Annotated in this window: 18 protein-coding genes; 9 read left to right on the top strand and 9 right to left on the bottom strand. The window is 61.2% G+C overall.

Going from position 1 to position 15982, the window contains the following annotated elements; genetic code table 11:
- Positions 1-9: 9 nt before the first annotated feature.
- The 5 genes from ureG to AC3WMV_RS05580 form a co-directional block, all read right to left on the bottom strand.
- Positions 10-624: an urease accessory protein UreG gene (gene ureG / locus AC3WMV_RS05560; RefSeq protein WP_103368037.1), complete on the bottom strand. Its 615-nt coding sequence runs from the start codon at positions 622-624 to the stop codon at positions 10-12.
- Positions 625-635: 11 nt separating this feature from the next.
- Positions 636-1310, bottom strand: a complete 675-nt coding sequence (locus AC3WMV_RS05565; RefSeq protein WP_103368038.1) for an urease accessory protein UreF — start codon at positions 1308-1310, stop codon at positions 636-638.
- The gene (ureE, locus tag AC3WMV_RS05570; RefSeq protein ID WP_103368039.1) at positions 1307-1807 is read right to left on the bottom strand and encodes an urease accessory protein UreE; all 501 of its coding nucleotides are present in this window, start codon (positions 1805-1807) and stop codon (positions 1307-1309) included. Before ureE ends, AC3WMV_RS05565 begins: the two co-directional genes overlap by 4 nt.
- 213 nt (positions 1808-2020) lie before the next feature.
- Positions 2021-2653: a TetR family transcriptional regulator gene (locus tag AC3WMV_RS05575; RefSeq protein WP_027613541.1), complete on the bottom strand. Its 633-nt coding sequence runs from the start codon at positions 2651-2653 to the stop codon at positions 2021-2023.
- 172 nt (positions 2654-2825) lie between these two features.
- Positions 2826-3290 (bottom strand): hypothetical protein, encoded by a 465-nt coding sequence (locus AC3WMV_RS05580; RefSeq protein WP_027613542.1) that lies wholly within the window; start codon positions 3288-3290, stop codon positions 2826-2828.
- Between the two features lie 385 nt (positions 3291-3675).
- On the opposite strand from AC3WMV_RS05580, the gene AC3WMV_RS05585 reads away from it, so the two are divergent.
- The gene (locus tag AC3WMV_RS05585; RefSeq protein ID WP_103368040.1) at positions 3676-5751 is read left to right on the top strand and encodes an AsmA family protein; all 2076 of its coding nucleotides are present in this window, start codon (positions 3676-3678) and stop codon (positions 5749-5751) included.
- 103 nt (positions 5752-5854) lie between these two features.
- Here the strand turns inward: AC3WMV_RS05585 and AC3WMV_RS05590 are convergent, their stop codons facing one another.
- Together AC3WMV_RS05590 and AC3WMV_RS05595 are read right to left on the bottom strand one after the other, a co-directional pair.
- Complete coding sequence (locus AC3WMV_RS05590; RefSeq protein WP_027613544.1) at positions 5855-6388, bottom strand: ferritin-like domain-containing protein; 534 nt, start codon at positions 6386-6388, stop codon at positions 5855-5857.
- Between the two features lie 90 nt (positions 6389-6478).
- Positions 6479-7408, bottom strand: coding sequence for a LysR substrate-binding domain-containing protein (locus tag AC3WMV_RS05595; RefSeq protein ID WP_178085239.1), 930 nt, complete (start codon positions 7406-7408; stop codon positions 6479-6481).
- A 108-nt stretch (positions 7409-7516) separates the two neighbouring features.
- Between AC3WMV_RS05595 and AC3WMV_RS05600 the strand changes: the two genes are divergently transcribed.
- The 3 genes from AC3WMV_RS05600 to AC3WMV_RS05610 all read left to right on the top strand — a co-directional run bounded on the left by AC3WMV_RS05600 (position 7517) and on the right by AC3WMV_RS05610 (position 9443).
- Positions 7517-8155, top strand: a complete 639-nt coding sequence (locus tag AC3WMV_RS05600) for an FMN-dependent NADH-azoreductase (protein ID WP_027613546.1) — start codon at positions 7517-7519, stop codon at positions 8153-8155.
- On the top strand, positions 8156-8461 hold the full coding sequence (locus AC3WMV_RS05605) for a DMT family transporter (protein ID WP_027613547.1): 306 nt from the start codon (positions 8156-8158) through the stop codon (positions 8459-8461).
- Positions 8462-8552: 91 nt separating this feature from the next.
- Positions 8553-9443 carry an esterase/lipase family protein gene (locus tag AC3WMV_RS05610; protein ID WP_103368042.1) on the top strand — a complete coding sequence of 297 codons (891 nt, stop codon included), beginning with the start codon at positions 8553-8555 and terminating at the stop codon, positions 9441-9443.
- Positions 9444-9563: 120 nt separating this feature from the next.
- Here the strand turns inward: AC3WMV_RS05610 and AC3WMV_RS05615 are convergent, their stop codons facing one another.
- Positions 9564-10451: a DMT family transporter gene (locus tag AC3WMV_RS05615; protein ID WP_027613549.1), complete on the bottom strand. Its 888-nt coding sequence runs from the start codon at positions 10449-10451 to the stop codon at positions 9564-9566.
- A 97-nt stretch (positions 10452-10548) separates the two neighbouring features.
- Between AC3WMV_RS05615 and AC3WMV_RS05620 the strand changes: the two genes are divergently transcribed.
- From AC3WMV_RS05620 to AC3WMV_RS05630, 3 genes are all read left to right on the top strand, one after another.
- Positions 10549-11343 carry an AraC family transcriptional regulator gene (locus tag AC3WMV_RS05620; RefSeq protein ID WP_103368043.1) on the top strand — a complete coding sequence of 265 codons (795 nt, stop codon included), beginning with the start codon at positions 10549-10551 and terminating at the stop codon, positions 11341-11343.
- A gap of 63 nt (positions 11344-11406) precedes the next feature.
- Positions 11407-11712: a PsiF family protein gene (locus tag AC3WMV_RS05625; protein WP_007966973.1), complete on the top strand. Its 306-nt coding sequence runs from the start codon at positions 11407-11409 to the stop codon at positions 11710-11712.
- A 197-nt stretch (positions 11713-11909) separates the two neighbouring features.
- The gene (locus tag AC3WMV_RS05630; protein ID WP_027613551.1) at positions 11910-12923 is read left to right on the top strand and encodes an AI-2E family transporter; all 1014 of its coding nucleotides are present in this window, start codon (positions 11910-11912) and stop codon (positions 12921-12923) included.
- Between the two features lie 156 nt (positions 12924-13079).
- Here AC3WMV_RS05630 and AC3WMV_RS05635 read toward each other — a convergent pair whose 3' ends face one another.
- On the bottom strand, positions 13080-14354 hold the full coding sequence (locus AC3WMV_RS05635) for an Hsp70 family protein (protein ID WP_007966976.1): 1275 nt from the start codon (positions 14352-14354) through the stop codon (positions 13080-13082).
- A gap of 291 nt (positions 14355-14645) precedes the next feature.
- On the opposite strand from AC3WMV_RS05635, the gene AC3WMV_RS05640 reads away from it, so the two are divergent.
- Positions 14646-15593, top strand: a complete 948-nt coding sequence (locus tag AC3WMV_RS05640) for a DnaJ C-terminal domain-containing protein (protein WP_103368090.1) — start codon at positions 14646-14648, stop codon at positions 15591-15593.
- Between the two features lie 23 nt (positions 15594-15616).
- Positions 15617-15922: a chaperone modulator CbpM gene (locus AC3WMV_RS05645; RefSeq protein ID WP_027613554.1), complete on the top strand. Its 306-nt coding sequence runs from the start codon at positions 15617-15619 to the stop codon at positions 15920-15922.
- Positions 15923-15982 lie beyond the last annotated feature (60 nt).

Raw genomic sequence — 15982 nt, forward strand, 5'->3', positions numbered from 1 at the left:
GTCAATAAGTCAGGCGGCGTTCAGCAGGCCCTGGCGTTCGATGAAGGCGATGATCTCTTCCAGGCCCTGGCCGGTTTTCTGGTTGCTGAAGACGAATGGCTTGCCGTTGCGCATGCGCTGGGTGTCGCTATCCATCATTTCCAGCGAAGCACCGACCAGCGGCGCCAGGTCGATCTTGTTGATCACCAGCAGATCGGACTTGCAGATCCCCGGGCCGCCCTTGCGCGGCAGCTTGTCGCCGGCGGAGACGTCGATCACGTAGATGGTCAGGTCTGACAGCTCCGGGCTGAAGGTTGCCGAGAGGTTGTCGCCACCGGATTCCACCAGAATCAGGTCCAGCCCCGGAAAGCGCCGGTTCAGTTGATCGACGGCTTCGAGGTTGATCGAAGCGTCTTCGCGGATCGCCGTGTGCGGGCAGCCACCGGTTTCCACGCCGATGATGCGTTCCGGTGCCAGCGCTTGGTTGCGCACCAGAAAGTCGGCGTCTTCGCGGGTGTAGATGTCGTTGGTGACGACGGCCAGGTTGTAGCGATCGCGCAACGCCAGGCACAGGGCCAGGGTCAATGCGGTCTTGCCGGAACCGACCGGGCCGCCGATGCCGACGCGCAGGGGTTGTGTGTTCATGGTTTGTTCTCCTAAGAGCGAAACAGTCGGCTGTACTGGCGCTCATGCGCCATGCACGCCAGGGACAGGCCGAACGCGGCGCTGCCGATGTGTTCGGGATTGATGCGGGTGGCGTCCTGCTGCGCCTGTTGCAGCAGCGGCAACAGTTCGCTGGTCAGGCGCTGAGCGGCTTGCTGGCCCAACGGCAGGGTTTTCATCAGCACCGCGAGCTGGTTTTCCAGCCAGCTCCACAGCCACGCGGCGAGCGCATCCTGCGGACTGATTTGCCAGGCGCGGGCAGCCAGTGCCCAGCCAAGAGCCAGGTGCGGTTCGGCGCATTGCTCAAGAAAGCGGCGGGCCGGCGCGTCGAGTTCCGGAAGACCGTTGAGCAATTGCTGCAGCGAGTAGCCCATCTGCCGGCTCTCCAGATGCAACTCGCGGGTCTCGCGACTGGCACGGTGGGTTTCGCAGAGATGCAGCAACTCGGGCCAGTTTTCCTCGGCCGCGGCCTGACAATGGGCAAGCAGCAGCGGCGCCTCGAAACGGGCGAGGTTGAGCAGTAGTTGATCGCTGATCCAGCGGCGGGCGCTGTCCGGGTTGTTCACGCGGCCGTTATCCACCGCCATTTCCAGGCCTTGCGAATAGCTGTAGCCGCCAATCGGCAGTTGCGGACTGGCCAGGCGCAACAGCGCCCAGGCCGGATTCACAGACGTACGCCGAACTGATGGAGTTTGGGCGCGTAGTTGAAATCTTCGTCGCCATGCCGCGAATGGTGATGGCCGCCGCCGTAGGCACCGTGTTCCGGTTGGAACGGCGCTTCAATCGCCTCGACCTGGGCGCCGAGCTGTTCGAGCATGGCCTTGAGCACGTAATCGTCGAGCAAACGCAGCCAGCCATCGCCGACTTGCAAGGCGACGTGGCGATTGCCCAGATGATAGGCGGCGCGGGTCAGTTCGAAGGCATTGGCGCAGGTGACGTGCAGCAGTTGCTCGGGGCGGGCGCAGACGCGAACGATGCGGTCGTCCTCGGCCTGCAGGCATTCGCCGTCATATAACGGTGCCTGACCGCGCTCCAGAAACAACCCGACGTCTTCGCCATCGGCACTGAAACAGCGCAGACGGCTTTTGCTCCGCGCTTCGAAGGTCAGGTGCAACTCGGCGGACCAGACAGGTTGAGGGTCTATTCTGCGATGAATCACCAGCATCGGAAAGCTTCCAGCAGTGGACTTGTAGGAGGGCTAGAGCAAGGGGCTTGCCAACCGGACGAGATGTAGGAAATCCCTGTCGGAGCGTAGAGGATGTTTCAAGATGTTGCAGAATTTTGGAAGGTTTTGGTGCGTGAAGATTTTTACATGCACCAAATCGGCGCCGGCTCGCTCCCACAGGGGAGTAGGGTGTGTCAGTAATAGGAGGGGGGATTACTCGGTACTGCCCAACCCTTGCCAGTGCTTGAGGCCGATAAAGATGAAGCGCAATTGCTGGGTGATCTTCGCCTGCGGCGTCAGATGCTCCGGCAGGGCCTCGGCGGGCGGGTCAATGATGTCCGGCAGGGTGGCGAATACCGATTTGACGATCAGGTCAGCGATCACGCTCAGGCCGGCAGCATCCAGATGTTGCAGCTTGGGCATCAGCGTCAGGTCGGCCGCGAGGTCGGCGCTGATGTTCTCGCGCAGACGGCCAATCGCCTGACGCACCGGCTGCGAGCCGCCGTATTGCTCACGAGCGAGAAACAGGAACTGCGAACGGTTGGCGCTGACCACGTCGAGGAAGATCCGCACCGACGCATCGATGATCCCGCCCATGACGAATTCATTGTGGCGCACCAGGCGGATGGTTTCGCGGAAGGTCTGGCCGACTTCACTGACCAGCACCAGACCCAACTCGTCCATGTCGGCAAAATGCCGATAGAAACCGGTGGGCACAATGCCGGCGGTCTTGGTCACTTCGCGCAGGCTCAGGCTGCCGAAACCTCGGCCGCTTTCCATCAAATGGCGGGCAGCGTCCATCAGGGCGTTGCGGGTCTGTTGTTTCTGTTCGGCGCGGGGCAGCATCGCAAAGGCGTTTTCTTGAGCGGGACAAGCGCCGCACTCTAGCAAATCGGCTTTGCTGGCGTCGAACGGCAGGGGGAAAGTCAGCAGGAAAAAAGGTTTCGCAGATTGTCGGTACTGAAAAAGTCAAAAGCCCAATCCGGTGATTGGGCTTTTTTTCCAGGCCGCCATGGGCTTAGCTCAAAGCGCTGTTGCGTTCGATCACACGGTCACCACCGCCTTCGGCAACGGCTTGGCCCAGTGGGGTTTTATCGAAACCGTCTTCAGCCAGGGTCTGGCCTTGTGGAGTACGGTCGCTGCCATCGGAAGCCAGGGTCTGACCTTGTGGAGTTTTATCATAGCCGTCTTCAACCAGACCTTTCTGTTCCAGGCGATCACGGCCGCCTTCTGCTACAGCTTGACCTTGTGGGGTCTTGTCGTAGCCATCTTCAACCAGACCTTTTTCTTCCAGACGATTACGACCGTTTTCAGCCAGGGTCTGACCTTGTGGGGTACGGTCGCTGCCGTCAGCCGCCACAGTCTGGCTGAACACCGAGTGGCTGGATTTCACTTGTGGGGTAGCCTGATCGGCAGCGGGCAGGGCAAAAGCGGTGCTGGCTAGCATCGACAGGGTAAGGCTGAGCAGTAATTGGCGTTTCATGATGGGTTGCTCCTTGGGAGGGCGATAAAGTGGGTACGAAGCCAATGCTACTCTCGATAAGTCGATATAAAAGTTCATAAACGCAATGGTAATAATCAACAGAATTGATTGTTCTGCGGAAGCGCTCTAGCTCGGGCATTTGCGGGCGGTGGTTTTGCACCGCAGTGGGTATTTTCGACTCACTCGCGCCTCGCAAATGTGCGGGCAGCGGTAACGCTGTTCGACCAATCGGTCAGCATTCGGGCGATTTTTTGCGCCGGATTCTATATTCCGATTAAACCTGCGCACTGTTTGCCAGTCGTAGAATTCATGAGGGCCGCTTTGGCCCGCCGTTTCAGCTGTGCGTCGCGAAGTCGGCGTGCGGTCGTCATCAGGAGTTTTGTGCATGACGCGCACCGGAAAAATCTTCAGTTGGACCTTCGCCATCCTCGTACTGCTGCTGGCGGTACTGGTTCTGATCATCGTGTTCTTCGACTGGAACCGGATCAAACCGCCGCTCAACGCCAAAGTCTCGGAAGAATTGCATCGTCCGTTCGCCATCAATGGCAACCTCGCGGTGATCTGGCAGCGTGAGCCGGACGAAGGCGGCTGGCGGGCCTGGGTGCCGTGGCCGCACGTGGTGGCTGAGGACCTGACGCTGGGCAACCCGGATTGGTCGAAGCAGCCGCAGATGGTCACGCTCAAACGCGTGGAACTGCGCATCTCGCCGCTGGCACTGCTGGCGCAACGGGTGACGATCCCGCGAATCGACCTGACCGAACCCAACGCGCAACTGCAACGCCTGGCCGATGGCCGCGCCAACTGGACCTTCAAGTTCGACCCGAAAGACCCGAATGCCGAACCGTCGAACTGGGTGGTGGACATCGGTGCGATTGGCTTCGACAAGGGCCACGTCACCCTGGATGACCAGACACTCAAGACTAATCTCGACGTGTTGATCGATCCGCTGGGCAAACCGATTCCGTTCAGCGATATCGTCGGCGCCAAAGCCGCGAAGACCGCGCAGGACAAGGGCGCCGCGCCGCAGGACTATGCATTCGCGCTGAAGGTCAAAGGCCAGTACCACGGTCAGAATCTTACCGGCCAGGGCAAGATCGGCGGATTACTGGCGTTGCAGGACGCGAACAAACCGTTCCCGCTGCAGGCTCAGGCGAAGATCGGCGCCACCAGCATCGAACTCGCTGGCACCTTGACCGACCCGCTCAACCTCGGCGCCCTCGATCTGCGTCTGAAACTGGCCGGCGCCAGCCTCGGCAACCTCTATCCACTGACCGGCGTGACCCTGCCGGACACGCCGCCGTACTCCACCGACGGCCATCTGATTGCCAAGCTGCATGATGCCGCCGGTGCGAAATTCACCTATGAACAATTCAACGGCAAGATCGGCGGCAGTGACATTCACGGCGATCTGACCTACGTCGCCAGCCAGCCACGGCCCAAGCTCAGCGGCGCGTTGCTGTCCAATCAATTGCTGTTCGCCGACCTCGCGCCGCTGATCGGCGCCGACTCCAATGACAAGCAAAAGGCCCGCGGCGGCGAGAGCAAGCAGCCGACCGACAAAGTGCTGCCGGTGGAAGAATTCAAGACCGACCGCTGGCGCGCGATGGATGCCGACGTCGAGTTCACCGGCAAGCGCATCGTCCACAGTGAAAAGCTGCCGTTCACCGACCTCTATACCCACCTGAAACTCAACGACGGCGAACTCAGCCTCGAACCGCTGCGCTTCGGCGTGGCCGGCGGCAATCTGGACGCGCAGATCCGCCTCAATGGTCGCACCGAACCGCTGGAAGGCCGGGCCAAACTGACTGCGCGCGGCTTCAAGCTCAAGCAGTTGTTCCCGACCTTCGAACCGATGAAAACCAGCTTCGGTGAGCTCAACGGTGATGCTGATATCAGCGGTCGCGGCAACTCGGTGGCCAAGCTGCTCGGCGGCGCCAATGGCCAGTTGAAGATGCTGATCAACGACGGCGCAATCAGCCGTGAGCTGATGGAACTGGCCGGTCTCAACGTCGGTAACTACGTGGTTGGCAAGATTTTTGGCGACAAGGAAGTGAAGATCAACTGCGCGGCGGCGGACTTCGACATCAAGACTGGCCTGGCGACCACACGGCTGTTTGTGTTCGATACCGAGAACGCGATCATCTACATCGACGGCACCGCGAACATGGCCACCGAGCAATTGGACCTGACGGTGACACCGGAGTCCAAGGGCTGGCGTCTGATTTCGCTGCGTTCACCGTTGTACGTGCGCGGCAAGTTCATCAAGCCGGACGCCGGGGTCAAGGCCGTGCCGTTGATGCTACGCGGCGCGGGGATGGTTGCACTGGGCGTGATTGCTGCACCGGCGGCGGGGCTGCTGGCGCTGGTGGCGCCGAGTGGTGGGGAGCCGAATCAGTGCGCGCCTCTGCTTGAACAGATGAAGTCGGGCAAGGCGCCAGTGACCGTCAAGCCAACCACGTAAATCTTCAGCGTCTGTAAAAGCGTCATCGCGAGCAGGCTCACTCCTACAGGTACAGCGCAAATCTTGTAGGAGTGAGCCTGCTCGCGATAGCGGTATAGAAGGTTCAGAGGTCTTTCAGGATGTCGGCCATGTCATCGGCATGCTCTTCTTCCTGCGCGAGGATATCTTCGAAGATGCGCCGGGTGGTCGGGTCTTTCTCGCCGATGTACTGGATGATCTCGCGGTAGCTGTCGATGGCGATCCGTTCGGCCACCAGGTCTTCGTAGACCATTTCCTTCAAGGTGTTCCCGGCCACGTATTGGGCGTGGGACATTTTCGACAGCAGATCCGGATTGAACTCCGGTTCGCCACCCAGTTGCACGATGCGCTCGGCCAGACGGTCGGCGTGTTGCGCTTCCTGGGTCGCGTGTTCGAGGAATTCTTCCGCGGCCACATGGGCTTTGACGCCGTTGGCCATGAAGTAATGACGCTTGTAACGCAGCACGCAGACCAGCTCGGTGGCCAGCGACTCGTTGAGCAAGCGCAGCACCTCGTCACGGTCGGCGCTGTAGCTCTCGGTTACCGCGCCGTTCTCGACGTGTTGTCGCGCACGTTCGCGCAGGGTTTTGACATCTGACAAGTGCAGGTCGTCGCTCATGTTGATCTCCAGGAGGCTAATCCAATGGCGCCACGCTCTACAGGCGTGATCGGTTACCCAAGTTGTGAGTCTTGAGCGACGCAAAAAGTTTTATGAGATTTCCGGCGACCTTGGTACCAGCCCGGACAACTGCGCTTCTTCGCGCAACCAGGCAAAAAACGCCCGCACCGGCGGATGCCGCTCCCGTCCCGGCACACACAGCGCGCTGTACCCGGCACCATCGACTTGCACCTGCCCCTTGTACGGCACCAGCAACCCACTGGCGACGCTCTGCGAGACCAGAATATTGCTCGCCAGCACCAGACCTTGCCCGGCAATCGCCGCTTGCAGAGCGTAATGCTCCTCATCGTATTCACGGATCGCCGGATGCTGGTTCAGCCACGACTCGCCGGAGCGAGCGCACCACGCTTCCCAGCCATGGGCATACAGCTTCGAGTTGTGCCAGCGCACGCTGATCAGCGCCGGCGTGCGCCGGGCGGCCAGCGCCACCTGTTCCGGCGAGCCATACACGCCGAAGGTCTCATCGAACAGGCACAAGCCGTAAAGGTTGGGGTAGTCGTCGAGGCTATAGCGCAGCACCAGATCGACGCTGGCGTCCTGATGCAGGTCGATGACTTCGCAGTGGGTATCGAGGCGCACGTTGATGTTCGGGTGTTGCACATAAAACCTTCCGAGGCGCGGCACCAGCCACAGCGCGGCAAACGCGGCGGTGGTCGACAGTGTCAGGTTGCTGCCGCTGCGTTGCGGACGCAGGGTGTCGACGCTTTGCGCCACTTCCAGCAACGCGCCGTGCAGGCTGCGAAACAGCCGCTCGCCCCCTTCGGTAAGGCGCACCTGACGCGGCAAACGCTCGAACAGCGCCACGCCGAGCCAGTCTTCCAGCGCTCGGATCTGATGGGAAATCGCCGTCGGTGTGACTGACAGCTCTTCAGCAGCGGCCTTAAAGCTCAACAGCCGCGAAGCGGATTCGAAGGCGCGCAGGGCAGTCAGCGGCAACGAGGCGAACATTGAATACTCCATGGATGAAACAGATTCATCCCGACTGATTTTTGCTCAGTTGAGACGGCGGCGGGTCGGCGCCAATCTGGCGCTACGCAGCCATTCAAGTCTAGACCCAAGGAGATTCAGATGAGCAAGATTCTTGCGATCCATGCCAGCCCTCGCGGTGATCGTTCGCACTCACGGCGTTTGGCAGAAAGTTTTCTCAGCGCCTGGCAGGTGCGCCATCCACAGGCTCAGGTCACCCGCCGGGAAGTCGGACGGGCGCTGATCCCTCCAGTCAACGAAGCCTTTGTCGCCGCCGCGTTTCACCCTGAACCCGAAGCGCGTCCGTTGTCGATGCAGGCCGATCTGGCGCTCAGCGATCAACTGGTCGGCGAGTTGTTCGAGCATGACCTGCTGCTGATTTCCACGCCGATGTACAACTTCAGCGTGCCCAGCGGCCTCAAGGCCTGGGTCGATCAGATTGTGCGACTGGGCCTGACCTTCGACCACACCCTGGATAACGGCGTGGCCCAATACACCCCGCTGCTGCAAGGCAAGAAAGCGCTGATCGTCACCAGTCGCGGCGGTTTCGGCTTCGGCCCCGGCGGCGAACTGGAAGCACTGAACCACGCCGATCCGTGGTTGCGCACCGCGCTGGGCTTTATCGGCATCAACGACGTCAGCGTGGTCGCGGCCGAGGGCGAGGAATCGGCCGAGCGCACCTTCGCCGTGTCAGTGGCCGAGGCCGAGCAGCGTTTGCTCGACCTCGCCCGGACGTTCTAAGTGGCCTGGCTGTGCCTGCTGATCGCCGCCGGCTTCGAGGTGACTTTCGCCATGGGCATGAAGTACGCCGAAGGCTTCACCCGCTTGTGGCCGTCGCTGATCACGGTGGCGGCGGCGATTGGCGGGATTTACTTCCTGACGTTGGCGATGCGCGAGTTGCCGGTGAGCATCGCCTATCCGATCTGGACGGCGATCGGCTCGCTGGGCACGGTGTTTCTCGGTTTTGCCCTGCTCGGCGAGAGCCTGACCCTGGTCAAACTGCTGTCGGTGGGGCTGATTGTGGCGGGGGTGGTGGGCCTGAAGTAGGCTGATGGTGCAGTTGTCATCATCAGGGAGGAGGCTTGGCGGGCGTTTTGCACGTCTGGCATCCACTCAGCGACCACAAGGATGTTTGCCCATGTCACAAGGTTCGGCGACACGTTATCCACTGGTGCTGGTGCCGGGCATGCTCGGGTTTATCCGGCTGGTGCTGTATCCGTACTGGTACGGGATCATCAAGGCGTTGCGCCGTGGCGGGGCGACGGTGATTGCGGTGCAGGTATCGCCGCTCAATTCCACCGAGGCGCGTGGCGAGCAGTTGCTGGCGCGCATCGACGAAATTCTGCGCGAGACCGGCGCCGCCAGGGTCAATCTGTTCGGCCACAGCCAGGGCTCGTTGACCGCGCGTTATGCCGCCGCCAAACGACCGGATCTGGTCGCGTCGGTAACGTCCGTGGCCGGACCCAATCACGGTTCTGAACTGGCCGACTATCTGCAGAAACACTACCCGGCGAACAGCGCCAAGGGCCGCTTGCTTGAGGTGCTGTTGCGTTTTGTCGGCTGGCTGATGGCGTTGCTGGAAACCGGTTACCACGGGCCGAAACTGCCGGTGGACATCCACGCTTCGCATCAATCGCTGACCAGCGAAGGCGTGGCGCTGTTCAATCAGCGTTATCCACAGGGCCTGCCCGAGACCTGGGGCGGTCACGGGCCGGAAGAGGTCAATGGCGTGCGTTATTACTCGTGGTCGGGGACGTTGCAACCGGGCAAAACGGATCGCGGTGGCAACCTGTTCGACGGCACCAACCGCAGCTGCCGCTTGTTCGCAAAAACCTTCGTGCGCGAGCCGGGGCAGTGTGACGGGATGGTCGGGCGTTACAGCTCGCACCTCGGCACGGTGATTGGCGACGACTATCCGCTGGATCACTTCGACATCGTCAATCAGTCGCTGGGGCTGGTGGGCAAGGGCGCGGATCCGGTGCGGTTGTTTGTCGAGCATGCGGCGCGGCTAAAGGCTGCCGGATTGTGACTCGCTTTTGTGGCGAGGGGATTCATCCCCGATGGGCTGCGCAGCAGCCCTTGTTTTGAGATAAATAGCGGGGTCGCTTCGCGCCCCATCGGGGATAAATCCCCTCACCACAGGGCCAGATCAGGCAACGCTGAGTTTGCGGCCTAGAACGGTGGTCCAGCGCTCCGACAGAATCACCCCACCCAATGTCAACACCCCACCCACCAGGTGATACATCGCCAACTCTTCCTTCAACACCACCGCCGCAATCAGCGCGGTAATCAGCGGCAGCAGGTTAAAGAACAAGGTCGTGCGACTCGGCCCCAGACGCTGCACCGCCTGCATCCACGCCAGCGGCGCGAGCATCGAGGCCAGCAGGCACGCGTACAGCACCAGCGGAATGTTCTGCGCGGTGAAGCCGGTTTTCGGCGAGGCGGCGTACAGCGGAAACAGCACCACAATCGCCACCAGAACCTGCAGGTACAGCAACACCAGCGGCGGCAGGCGCAGCTGCCATTTTTTCAGCAGGGTGCTGTAGATCGCGTAGGCCAGGGTGGCGATCAGCATCATCGCGTCACCCAGGTTCACCCCGTGTTGCAGCAAGGCGCCGAGGCTGCCGGACGACACCACCACCAGCACCCCGGCGAACGACAGCACCGCGCCGAACAAGGCGCCGGCGGTCAGGCGCTGGCCGAGGCTGATGATGGCCATGGCCAGCGACATCAGCGGCATCAGCGACAGGATGATGCCCATGTTGGTCGCCGTGGTCAGCGTCGCGGCGAAGTAGGCGAGGCTTTGATAGACCGCCATCCCGAGCACGCCGAGGATGAAGATCTTGCCCAGATTCGGACGGATCTGCGGCCAGTGCGCGATCACCGCTTTGAGCATGAACGGGGTGAACAGCAGCCCGGCCAGCAGCCAGCGGTAGAAACCGATCTCGGCGGGGAAGATCGCCCCGACCGCCAGTTTGTTGATCACGGTATTGCCGGCCCAGATGAAAATCGCCAGCAGGGGAAACGCGTATTGCATGGGGTTAAAACCAGTACGTTGATGAACGCTGATTATCCCTTGTCTGGATGTAGGCCTATACTGCGAAACGGCCAACCTGCCTCTGCAACCGGACAGCATGAACAGTAAACATATCGATCTGCTGGATTTCAGCGAACTGCCGTCGGCGGTGTACTTCCGCTACGCCGATTTCAACACCCATGAATATGCGGCGCCGCACCGCCATCCGTGGGGCACGCTGGAGTACGCGGCCCACGGCGTGCTGCACATGGATGTCGACGGCAGCCGCTTCATGTCGCCACCGCACTACGCGGTGTGGGTGCCGCCGCAGGTCGAGCACAGTTTCTACAGCCACCAACCGGTCAACTACCGCGCGGTGTGCCTCGATCCGAAGGTTTGCGCCGATCTGCCGCCGCGCGCCTGCACGCTGGCAATCAGCGACATTCTCAAGGCGATTCTCAAGGACTTCGCCGCCCGCGACGTGAAGATCCCCGAACTCGACGCTGACCAGCGTCTGGCCCAGGTGTTGGTCGATCAACTGCAACAGGCGCCGGTGCATGAATGTTATCTGCCGTACGCGAGCAATCCTGGGTTGCTGGCGATCCTCGACGCCTTGCAGGCTGATCCGGGCAATAACCAGCCACTGGCGCACTGGGCGGCGCAGGTGTACGTAAGTGAGCGCACGCTGGCCCGGCAGTTCGTGCGTGAACTGGGGATGAGTTTCGGCGAATGGCGTCAGCGCCTGCGTTATCTTGCGGCGATCGAGGCGCTGGAAAGCACGAAGAGCGTGCAGGAAATCGCCTTCGATCTCGGCTACAGCAGCGGCTCGGCGTTCATTGCCATGTTTGCCCGGCAGGCCGGGTGTACGCCGGAACAGTATCGGCGTAGCCACCTGGAAGGCAGGAAGGTGTAACAAGATTTGGCTACACTTCAGCGGAGGCCGCATCCATCGATGCGGCGACAAGGAGAAAACTCCATGAAGATGTTGCGTGTCCCTTTGTTGATGATCGGTCTGCTCCTGTGTTCCCAGGGTTTCGCCGCCACGGCGCAACAGAACAAAATGACCACCTGCAATGCTGACGCTACCGCCAAAAGCCTCAAGGGCGACGAGCGCAAGACTTTCATGAGCACCTGCCTCAAGGCTGCACCGGCCGCCAATGACGGCAAAGTGCTGACCCCGCAGCAGGAAAAAATGAAAACCTGCAACGCCGACGCGAAAACCAAGGCGCTGACCGGCGATGCGCGCAAGACCTTCATGAGTGATTGTCTGAAGAAAAAATAATCAGCAAGGATTGCGGTGAACGGGCCGGCCTCTTCGCGAGCAGGCTCGCTCCCACATTGAAATGCGTACCCCCTGTGGGAGCGAGCCTGCTCGCGAAGGGGCCATTGAGCGCGACAATAGCCCCTGCATATCCCTAGTGCTCTCCCCGGATCGCTGGCAGACTGCCAATCCTTTTACGCCGTTCGTTTTGAGGCTGTATGCCAACGTTTTCTGAGCGTCATGTTGTGTTTTGGGTCAGCTGCATCATCATTTGCGGCGGTTTGTTGCTGGCGTTGCCGCTGCGCTTGTTGCCCAGCCTGCTGGCCGGTTTGCTGGTGTTCGAGCTGGTCAACATGCTCACCCCGCAACTGCAACGGCTGATCGAAGGTCGACGTGCGCGCTGGCTGGCGGTGGCACTGCTGGGCACCCTGGTGGTCAGCGTGCTGGCGCTGATCTTTGCCGGTGCCATCAGTTTCCTGCTGCACGAAGCGGAAAACCCGGGCGCCTCGCTCGACAAATTCATGGGCGTGGTCGATCGCGCGCGCGGGCAACTGCCGCCGTTTCTCGACGCCTACCTGCCGGCCAGCGCAGCGGAATTTCGCGTGGCCATCGGCGAATGGGCGAGCAAGCACCTGTCCGAGCTGCAACTGGTGGGCAAGGACGCGGCGCATATGTTCGTCACCCTGCTGATCGGCATGGTCCTCGGCGCGATCATTGCCCTGCAGCGCGTGCCGGATCTGACCAAACGCAAACCGCTGGCCGCCGCCCTGTTCGACCGTCTGCATCTGGTGGTTCAAGCCTTTCGCAACATCGTCTTCGCGCAGATCAAGATTTCCCTGCTGAACACGTTCTTCACCGCGATTTTCCTGGTGGTGGTCTTGCCGCTGTTCGGTATCAAGCTGCCGCTGACCAAGACCCTGATCGTCCTGACCTTTCTGCTCGGCCTGCTGCCGGTGATCGGCAACCTGATGTCGAACACGCTGATCACCATCGTCGGCCTGTCGCTGTCGATCTGGGTGGCGGTGGCGGCGCTGGGCTATCTGATCTTTATCCACAAGCTCGAATACTTCCTCAACGCGCGCATCGTCGGCGGGCAGATCAGTGCCAAGTCGTGGGAGTTGCTGCTGGCGATGCTGGTGTTCGAAGCCGCGTTCGGCCTGCCGGGAGTGGTGGCGGGGCCGATTTATTACGCGTACCTGAAGAGCGAGTTGAAGCTGGGCGGGATGGTGTAAGAGCTGGTTTTTGTGGCGAATGACTGTGGTGAGGGGATTTATCCCCGATAGACTGCGCAGCAGTCTCTGCTTTTAAGATAAAAAGCGGGGGTCGCTTCGCGACCCAGCGGGGATAAATCCCCTCACCACAAAAGTCTCCTGCCACTGGATTGCTGATCAGTTCATGGCGCCGTAGCGCTTCATCGCCTCAATCGCCAGACCGCTGCCGATGCTGCCAAAGATATTCCCTTCAACATGTCGCGCATTCGGCAGCATCGCCGAAACGCTGTTGCGCAGTGCCGGAATGCCGCTCGAACCGCCGGTGAAGAACACCGTATCGACCTGCGCCACCGACACGTTGGCATCGTTCAACAGCTGCGTGACGCTGCCGCGCACGCGTTCAAGCAAGGCGTCGATCGACGATTCGAACAGGGCGCGGCTCAGTTCCACGCTCAGGCCCGGCTCAATACGGTCCAGCGGCACGTGGCGGCTGTCGGCGTGGGTCAGCTGAATCTTGGTTTCTTCGACTTCCATCGCCAGCCAGTGCCCGGCGCGCTGTTCGATCAGCTTGAACAGACGGTCGATACCGCCGGTGTCTTCAATGTCGTAGCGCATGCTGCCCAGCGCCAGGGTGGATTTCTGCGAGTACACCGAGTTGATGGTGTGCCAGGTCGCCAGGTTCATGTGGTGACTGGTCGGCATGTAGGCGCCGCTCTTCATCCGGCTGCCGTAGCCGAACAGCGGCATCAGGCCTTGCAGGCTCAGCTGTTTGTCGAAGTCGGTCCCGCCGATGTGCACGCCGCCGGTGGCGAGGATGTCATCGTGGCGGTTGTCCATGCCGCGACGCTCGGGCGACAGACGTACCAGCGAGAAGTCCGAAGTACCACCGCCGATGTCGACGATCAGCACCAGCTCTTCTTTTTCGATGGTCGACTCGTAGTCGAATGCTGCAGCGATCGGTTCGTACTGGAACGACACGTCCTTGAAGCCGAGCTTGCGTGCCACTTCGACCAGGGTGTCTTCGGCTTCCTGGTCAGCCAGCGGGTCGTCATCGACGAAAAACACCGGACGCCCCAGCACCACTTGTTCGAACTCGCGACCGGCGGCCGTTTCGGCACGGCTCTTGAGCTGACCGATGAACAGACCCAACAGATCCTTGAACGGCATCGCCGTGCCGAGAACGCTGGTGTCGTGCTTGATCAGCTTGGAACCGAGCAGGCTCTTGAGCGAGCGCATCAGCCGGCCTTCGTAGCCTTCCAGGTATTCGTGCAGGGCCAGACGACCGTAAACCGGACGGCGCTCCTCGATGTTGAAGAACACCACCGACGGCAGGGTGATCTTGTCGTCTTCCAGCGCGATCATCGTTTCCATGCCGGGGCGCAGCCAGCCGACGGTGGAGTTGGAGGTGCCGAAGTCGATACCGCAGGCACGGGCTGGAGAGGCGTTGTTCATGTCTTTCGGGTTCCGGTCAAAAAACGGCCGCGCAGTGTATGTCAGTGCGCGGCAGATTCGAAGGCCGGTCATCTGCTATTTCACGACTAAGCTTCTTGAAAGTCGCAGCTTCGCCCCAAACTTGCTGGCATGGGCCGGCAGACATACCGGCGGTCGCAAGAACCGTCGTCCACTGCCGATAAACTTCTGCTGCGCCACCCGGTCACAAAGTTGAGATCGGTCAACCCGGCACGCGCGAATGAGCGCATGCTGGCCTCGGCGCGAAATCGATAACGGATGGTGATTCCTTCGATGGACTTCAAAGACTATTACAAGATACTCGGCGTGGAGCCGACAGCGGACGACAAGGCAATCAAGGCTGCCTATCGCAAGCTGGCGCGCAAATACCACCCCGATGTCAGCAAGGAAAAAGACGCCGAGGCCAAGTTCAAGGACGCCTCGGAAGCCTATGAAGCGCTGAAAAGCGCCGACAAACGCGCCGAATATGACGAGCTGCGCCGTTATGGCCAGCACGGTCAGCCGTTCCAGGGCCCGCCGGGCTGGCAGAGCCGTGGCGGTTTTGGCGGCGGCGGTGGCGACACCGGCGACTTTTCGGACTTCTTCAGTTCGATCTTCGGCAATCGCGGCGCCGGTTTCGGTGGCGACGGTCGGCAACAACGCAGTGCAGGGCGCCGAGGGCAAGACGTGGAAATGGAACTGCCGGTCTTCCTTGAGGAGACCCTGTCGGACGAATCGAAGAAGGTCAGCTTCCAGATCCCGCAATACAACGCCAACGGTCAGCACGTCAGCAACACCAGCAAGAGCCTGAATGTGAAGATCCCGGCGGGCGTCACCGACGGCGAGCGCATCCGCCTCAAAGGCCAGGGCGCACCGGGCATCGGTGGCGGGGCCAATGGCGATCTGTACCTGACCATTCGCTTTGCGCCGCATCCGAAATTCGATGTCGAAGGCGAAAACCTGATCATCACCCTGCCATTGGCACCGTGGGAGCTGGCGCTGGGCGCCGAAGTGGCCGTGCCGACCCTGACCGGCAAGATCAACCTCAAGGTTCCGGCCGGCAGCCAGAACGGCCAGCGCATGCGCGCCAAGGGGCATGGCTTGAAGAACAAGGCCGGTGAGCGCGGTTATCTGTTCGTGCAGCTCAAGGCCGTGATGCCGAAAACCTCCGACGACGAGGTCAAGGCGCTGTGGCAGGAGCTGGCGAAGAAAGCCGCGTTCAACCCACGAGAGAACTTCTGAATCCGACGACGGAGTAGCCCATCATGAGCAGCCCCCTGATCGTTCAACTGGACATGGCAGAATTCTGTGAGGCGGCCGATCTGTCGGACGTCTACGTGATCGAAATCGTCGAACACGGCATCCTCGAACCTCAGGGCGCGCAGCCCCGGGAATGGCGGTTCACCGACTACGAGCTGAGCCTGGCCAAGCGCGCCGCGAAGTTGCGGCGCGAGCTGGAGCTGGAGTGGGAGGGCGTCGCCCTGGCGCTTGATCTGCTGGATGAAGTGAAGGAACTGCGAGCCGAGAATCGCATGCTGCGCCAGCGGTTGGGGCGTTTGGTGGTCGAATAGTTTTACCGTTGGTTCTGGAGTGTCTTTGCGGGCTCCTTCGCGAGCAAGCCCGCTCCCACA

The organism is Pseudomonas sp. FW305-3-2-15-E-TSA4, assembly GCF_058787295.1.